4 protein-coding genes and 1 pseudogene are annotated in these 7,226 nt (G+C 28.8%); 1 reads left to right on the top strand and 4 read right to left on the bottom strand.

Annotation, left to right across the window (positions count from 1 at the left end):
- Positions 1-137: pseudogene (locus SR62_RS01985) on the top strand (methyl-accepting chemotaxis protein); the annotation flags it as partial.
- 42 nt (positions 138-179) lie between these two features.
- Here the strand turns inward: SR62_RS01985 and SR62_RS01980 are convergent.
- From SR62_RS01980 to nuoL, 4 genes are read right to left on the bottom strand one after another with little or no spacing between them, the layout of a single operon-like run.
- Positions 180-2,546, bottom strand: a complete 2,367-nt coding sequence (locus SR62_RS01980) for a paralyzed flagella protein PflA (protein WP_002867597.1) — start codon at positions 2,544-2,546, stop codon at positions 180-182.
- A 21-nt stretch (positions 2,547-2,567) separates the two neighbouring features.
- On the bottom strand, positions 2,568-3,956 hold the full coding sequence (locus tag SR62_RS01975; RefSeq protein WP_002867596.1) for an NADH-quinone oxidoreductase subunit N: 1,389 nt from the start codon (positions 3,954-3,956) through the stop codon (positions 2,568-2,570).
- Positions 3,946-5,433 carry an NADH-quinone oxidoreductase subunit M gene (locus SR62_RS01970; protein ID WP_002892163.1) on the bottom strand — a complete coding sequence of 496 codons (1,488 nt, stop codon included), beginning with the start codon at positions 5,431-5,433 and terminating at the stop codon, positions 3,946-3,948. The genes SR62_RS01975 and SR62_RS01970 overlap by 11 nt, the downstream gene beginning before the upstream one ends.
- A 1-nt stretch (position 5,434) precedes the next feature.
- Positions 5,435-7,225 carry an NADH-quinone oxidoreductase subunit L gene (gene nuoL / locus SR62_RS01965; protein WP_002892165.1) on the bottom strand — a complete coding sequence of 597 codons (1,791 nt, stop codon included), beginning with the start codon at positions 7,223-7,225 and terminating at the stop codon, positions 5,435-5,437.
- Between the last annotated feature and the right edge of the window lies 1 nt (position 7,226).

Genomic DNA, 7,226 nt, shown 5'->3' with positions numbered 1-7,226 from the left:
TCAATGATAGCGTAGCTCAAATTGATCAAACTACTAAAGATAATGTTGAAATTGCTAATGAATCAGCTATTATTTCTAGTACAGTAAGTGATATAGCTAATAATATCTTAGAAGATGTTAAGAAGAAGAGGTTTTAACCTTAGATAACTAGCCAAAAAGCTAGTTATCTCTAAATTTACTTATTGATTTAAAATTTGATTTTTACTCTTACATAAATTCTGCCAATTTGAAGCACTTTTGATTTCAAGACATTGTTTTAAACTTTCTTTTTCAGCTTGTATATTTTGCATTCTTTCATAAGTTAAGGCTTGGATATATAAAGCTCTTGCTCTATCTTCATCTGAAAGTTTTAATTTAAGTAAATCTGTTAAAACAGCTAAACTTTCTTCATTTTTATTGATTTTAGTCAAAGCATCAAGATATATAAATTCTAAATTAGGACTAAAAAGATTTATACCTTTAAAATTTTGATAGTCAATGGCCTTAGGTGCGTAAGTTAAAATAGTTGTTTGCATATTATGATCATTAGCGTAAGAAAGTAAAGCATCATAAGCTTCCACCATACTAAAATTCATTGGAAAACTTTCTAAAATTTGCAAAATTTTAATGGCTTGATTATAGTCATTTAAACGCAATAAAGATAAAAATTGCAAATAATAAGCCTTAAAATTCTCATCATCACTTTTTAAAATTCTAGAATTAGCTATGTCTTTAGAAATTTTAATCACCTGAGGATATTGTTTATTGTCAAAAAGAATAGATGCTTTTTGAAGACCATAAAATATAGAATCTTCATTATAATTTTTATCTATATAATCAAGTGCTTGTTCAACATTAGAAGTTCTGATAAGACAAGCTAACATTTGTTTTTTATTCTCAATTTTCTGACCTATATCATAAGCACTAAAACGCATAAAAATATTTGCAGCATTGATACAATTATCAGCTTTTATGGCATTTTTTAAATCATTAATGGCTGCTTTCTCTAAAAATTGAGTAGCATTTGGAATTTTTTTACTTTCTATAAGATCTTTATAAGCTAAAATAGCACTAAAATTTCCCTCTTTATAATAAAGTGCAACATCTTCATCTAAAGCTTTATTTGCAATATTCTCATCTTTATTTGCATATTGCTTCATTAAATCTGTATAACGCTGATGCAAAAAGCTTGCATTATTATCACCTAAAGCAAAGAATACCTCATCACTTGCTTTTTTAATTTCATCTAAATACTTACCATCTAAATAATCATCCATATACAAATCAAGGTATTTTTTAGCATCACTAGATCTGTTAGCATGTGATAAAACCAAGGCTAAATCTTTTAAAGTTTCTTCATAACTTGGATCAAGTTTGGACATTTTAGCAAAGGCATCTTCATAAATACTTGCACTTATATCAAATTGTCCCTTTTGATTAAATAATTTAGCAAGTTCTAAAGATCTTGGAATATCTTTTCCAAAATATTCAGGATTGGCTTTTAAAATGGTATTAATATATTCTATAGCTTTATTTACTTGCTCATTTGAAAGCAAATTCTTTGCCAAACTCATAGCTGCTCTTGCAGCTAAATCTAAATTTTTTGTATTAAAATAAGTATTTTCATAAATATTTACAGCTTTTTCTTTTTCATTTAAATTATAAATATAGTCTGCATAATCAAGTTTTGATAACTGAGTAAAATAATTATTAGGTTGTTCATTATCCAAAATCGACATTGTATACTCTACATCAGCACGCTGAGCTAAAGCGATATAAGTTCTTAACATTATATGTAAAACTTCTGAAAAATTTTTATCACTTGTAAAAGTACGCGTCCAATTTTTAGCATCATCAATCATCTTTTCTAAAATTTGTTGATCACGCATGCTTGGATCTTGAGTGTAAAGTTTATTTTGAGCTCTTAATTTATAAAGTATAAATTCACTAGTAAAAATACTGCCACGATATCTATTGATAGCATTTTGTGCATCAATCACCACTTGATTGTAATTAGCCTTATCGTATTCTTTTTTGATGCGTAAATAAGTATTGATATCTGCACTTTGAGGAATAACAACAGGATCAGAATTTAAATCCAAAGCTCCAACATAAGGCAAACTCTCATGTGGAAAATTGATATTAAAATCGAGTCCATCATAGTCTTTAATAGGTGCTAGTTCTGGTGTAAAAATAAAAGTAAAAGCCTTACTTTTATGCGAACTTGATGAACTGAGTTCTTTATCTATATAAATATTTTGAGAAGTGTCAAACATTCTTGCTTGTATTTTTGGCAAAATGATCATTTTAATTTTTTGAGCTTCTTGTATAAATTTTAAATCAAAAGCAGAAAAACTCTGATCTTTTAATTTATTATCAACCATACCTGCAATATCACATTCAAAATGAACTTTTGCTTCGGTAATAAATTTTTGACATGTAAATTCTAAATCATTACTCGCATGTAAAACTGCAAAAGCTTGATTATTTTCGCGACCCGTGTTTAAAACAAGCTCAAAAGCAAAAGCATTTAAAAAACTTAATAAAATTAAAAATAATATTCTCATAAAATAATTATAGCAAAACTCTTATAACATTAACAATATAGCAAAAATGCTTACACAAACACAAAAAGCTAAAATAAAATTTTGTATAAAACTAAACTTAATATTATAAACCCTATCATTTTTCATAAATAAAACATGAATTAAAATCTTTAAATACGCATAAAGCATAATAACAGAAGATAAAGCCACAAAAAGCGCCAAATACCAATATCCATTTAAAATTACTGTATTTAAAATCATAAATTTACCCCAAAATACTCCAAAAGGCGGAATACCTGCTAAAGAAAGCACACTAATGCTTAAACAAAAAGCAATTAAAGGTTTTTTAACCAAAAGCCCATTTAAACTCTCATAAGAATTATTCTCATAATTACTTAAAATCATAAATACAGCATAATTTGCAAAAGCAAATAAAGTCCAATATCCAAAAATAGCAAGCAAAATTCCATCAAAATTTTGTTCTTTTAATAAAGGAATGCAAGCTATCAAAACCAAAGAAGAATGCACTACAGAACTATAAGCAAACATTTTTTTGATATTGTTTTGACTTAAAGCCGCAAAAGCGCCTATAAGCATAGAAAAAATCGCTAGAACTATTATGATATATTCAAAACCTGTATTATTTAAAAAATCAAACAAACGAATAACCACAACCAACATGGCAACTTTTGGCACAACTGAAATAAAAGCAACCAAATTTGTATGTGCTGCATAATACACATCTTTAAGCCAAAAATGAAAAGGTGCCAAAGAAAGCTTGATTGCACAAAGAACAAAAATCATCACTCCAGCACCCAAAAGCATGGGATCTTTTTGAAACTCATTTTTTAACGCTAAATTAGCAGATAAATCTAAAGTTCCTGTTTTTAAATAAATAAAAGCTACAGCCATAACAAAAAATCCAGCTCCTACAGCCGCTATACTAAAGTATTTTATCGCACTTGAAATAGCATTATCACTTCCACGCATTGCTATTAAAGTATAAAGCGCTAAAGAAGAACTTTCAAGTCCTATAAAAATAAGTACTAAATTTGAGCTTGAAACCATCAAAAGCAAAGATGCAATCATAAATAAAAATAAAGCATAAAATTCACCTTGATTTTCTTCTTTTTGCATTAAAAGATATAAAAATGAAAAACACAAAATCACCAAAGAAGCATAAAATGAAACAATATCATTATTTAAAGTAGCCAAAAAAGCTTTTGCTTCTAAACCTTGAGCATTTGCATTATTTAAAATCAAAAAAGCACTTACAATCAAAGACAAAGAACTTATGCCGATATAAAACGATCGATGAAATTTCCAAAAACCAGAGCAAAGCAAAAGAACTATTGCAGTTGTAATTAAAAATAAAAATGGATAAGATAAGCTTATATTTAAAAGTTCTAAATTTAAAAAATTATTTAACATTTGCCTCTCCTATTTTAGATAAAAAATCTAAAGTATTTTGCTCAACAGCTCTAATATTCATTGTTTTTATAAGATTATCCACATCTTTTTGTATCGGCTTTAAAAGTATATTTGGCATAAGCCCTAGTCCAAAAATCATTACTACAATACACACAAGAGCTACTATTTCTCTAAGGCGTAAAGAAAAATTCTCTATAAAGCTTTGTTTTTGCATGAAAAATATTTTTCTAAATACTGCGAACATATAAATCGCTCCTAAAATAATCACCAAACCTGCCAACAAAGCGTAAAATAAATTAATCTTTGCTATACCTAAAAGAATTAAAAACTCTCCCACAAAAGAAACAGTTAAAGGCAAAGAAACACTTGCGAGTAAAATTAACATAAAGAAAATTGAAAATAAAGGTGCTTTTTTGGCCAAAGAATGGTAAAAAGAAATATCATAAGTATGATATCTTTGGTATAAAAGTTCAACCATTAAAAATAAAGCTCCCGTTACAATACCGTGTGCAAACATATAAAAAACCGCACCACTAATACCCAAAGCATTTAAAGAAAAAATTCCCAAAATCATCACACCAAGATGTGAAATAGAACTATAAGCGATCAATTCTTTAATATTTTCTGCCCTATAAGCAATTAAAGCATTATAAACGATACTTACTATACATAAAGCTACAATTAAAGGCATAAAATACACACTCGCATCTGGAAAAAGTGGTAAACAAAAAAGTAAAAATCCAAAAGGAGCCATTTTAAAAACTACAAGCATTACAGAAACAAGTACAGGCGAATTTGCATAAACCTTAGGTGCCCAAGTATGAAGTGGAAATAAAGGAGCTTTGATAGCAAAAGCGATAAAAAATGCTCCAAAAAGTAAAAGTTGCTCTGTAAAATTTACTGCTGAGGCATTATTTTTCCAAATTTCCAAGTCAAAAGTGAAGATATTTAAAAGCTGATAATTTAAATAAGCTTGATAAATCAATGCTACAAGCATTAAAATTGAACCCGCAAAAGCATAGATAAAAAATTTCACTCCTGCTCTAAAATCTTTACCATAAACTCCCATAATATAAAGCAAAGGCAAAAGAGAAAATTCCCAAAAAACATAAAACAACAAACCATCTTTTGCACTAAAAAGTCCCATAATAGCAAATTCTAAAAAGAATATACAAGATACAAGCGCTTTTTGTTCTAGTTTCAAAAATAAAAAGCTTAAAAATATCATCAAAGAACTTAAAAGCATCAATATAAGTGCGATACTGTCTACTCCTACATGAAAGCTAAAAAATTTCAAAATTTTAAAAGAGAGATTATAATCAAAGCTTACCCCTTGTAAAAAATCCGCAAAAATATCCAAATTTAAAGCCAAAATCATAAAACTTACAACAACGCTAAAAACCTTAACGCCTCCACGATTTAAAAGTAAAACCACAAAAGCAGAAATTAAAGGAAAAAATATCAAATAATTTAGCATTTTACACCATCCATACCAAAATCAACAAAATCACAAAAGCTGCCACCAAAAATCTAAGCATTAAGTTTAAACTGTTTGGCATAATCATTTTTTGTGAAATATTTTGAGAATACAAAGCAATTTTTTCAACTATTCTATCAAAAATATAAAGATCACAATGTTTTAAAATCGCACATAAACTTTCATATTTTGAAACGATAAATTGATGATAGAATTGAGGAATAAAATAATCATTACCTAAAAGTTTGTGAATTTTATTTTCTTCAATACTTTCTTTAAACCAAGAATTTTTATAAGCAAAAATAGCCAAAATTACACCCAAAATAGCTGCTACACTCGCACAAATCATTACAATTTGATTTTGTGCATCAATAAAAACTAATTTTGTGCTTAAATATTCAAAAAAACTATGTTCAAAAAATCCTGCAACAATAGCTAAAACCATCAAAGGACTCATAGCCAAAAGTGCGATTTTACTTGCTTCATGTGGATGTTCATCATGTCTTGCAGGGGTAAAAAATACCAACATTAAAAGTCTAAAGCTATAAAATGCTGTTAAAAAAGCTGCGATTAAAAGCACTAAAAAAATACCATGGTGAAAAGAAATGAAAGAATATCCTAAAATCAAATCTTTAGAGAAAAATCCTGCAAAAGGATAAATTCCTGCTAAAGCTAAAGATCCTATACACATCAAAATAGCGGTAAATTTTAAAGGTTTAAAAAGTCCACCCATTTTTTTAATGTCTAATTTATCATTCATTGCATGCATTACATTTCCAGCACCTAAGAAAAGTAAAGATTTAAAAAAAGCATGTGTAGCTAAGTGAAATAAAGCTATACCATAAGCCCCAAGTCCTGCAGCCACAAACATATATCCAAGTTGCGATAAGGTAGAATAAGCAATAATGCGTTTTAAATCCCTAGCCACCAAAGCCATAGAGGCTGCAAAAATCGCTACAAAAGCTCCAAGTAAGGCAATAATATAAGAAACCTCAGGAACTAAATCATAAAGGGTGCTTGCACGAATTACCAAATAAACCCCCGCTGTTACCATGGTTGCTGCATGGATTAATGCAGAAACAGGAGTTGGCCCTGCCATAGCATCAGCAAGCCAAGTGTGAAAAGGAAATTGTGCAGATTTTCCCATAGCTCCTATAAATAAACAAGTTGCGATTAAGATCAAAGCATTGTGATCTAGGCTTTGTGCCATGGAAAAAACTTCATCATATTTTAAAGTTCCTGCTTGTAAATAAAGCCAAAAAATTCCTAAAAGCATACCCAAATCCGCAATACGATTCATAATAAAAGCCTCATTAGCCGCAAAAGAATAAGTATCGTTTTTATACCAAAAACCTATAAGCAACCAAGAGCAAAGCCCAACGCCTTCCCAACCTACGAAAAGTCCTAAGAAATTATCACTCATAACTAAAAAAAGCATAGAAAAGACAAAAAGCCCCAAATAAGCAAAAAATTTATTAAAACCTTCATCATGAGCCATATAAAAAATACTATAAAAATGGACACAAGTAGCTACAATACCTACAACACTCATCATAGTAAGCGAAATAGCATCTATATCAAAGCCAAAATTTACTCCAGCAAACCATTCAAACAAACTCACATTAAAAGCTTCATTGCAAAAAAGCAAATACAAAGAACAAAAAGCACTTAAAGCTACTAAAAGCGAACAAATTATCCCTACAAATTGTTTTTTCTCACTCAAAGCAAAACAACTTGCAAACAAAAAAGCTAAAAAAGGACTAAAAAGAGAAATCAAAGCTAAATTTTGCATA

The organism is Campylobacter sp. 2014D-0258, from assembly GCF_008000495.1.
Classification (GTDB): domain Bacteria; phylum Campylobacterota; class Campylobacteria; order Campylobacterales; family Campylobacteraceae; genus Campylobacter_D; species Campylobacter_D jejuni.
This window is presented reverse-complemented; position numbering and strand designations above follow the sequence as displayed.

Bases quoted from the DNA above. Each gene is read 5' to 3' on its own strand.
- SR62_RS01980 (WP_002867597.1), bottom strand. From the start codon at position 2,546: ATGAGAATATTATTTTTAATTTTATTAAGTTTTTTAAATGCTTTTGCT.
- nuoL (WP_002892165.1), bottom strand. From the start codon at position 7,225: ATGCAAAATTTAGCTTTGATTTCTCTTTTTAGTCCTTTTTTAGCTTTT.
- SR62_RS01975 (WP_002867596.1), bottom strand. From the start codon at position 3,956: ATGTTAAATAATTTTTTAAATTTAGAACTTTTAAATATAAGCTTATCT.
- SR62_RS01970 (WP_002892163.1), bottom strand. From the start codon at position 5,433: ATGCTAAATTATTTGATATTTTTTCCTTTAATTTCTGCTTTTGTGGTT.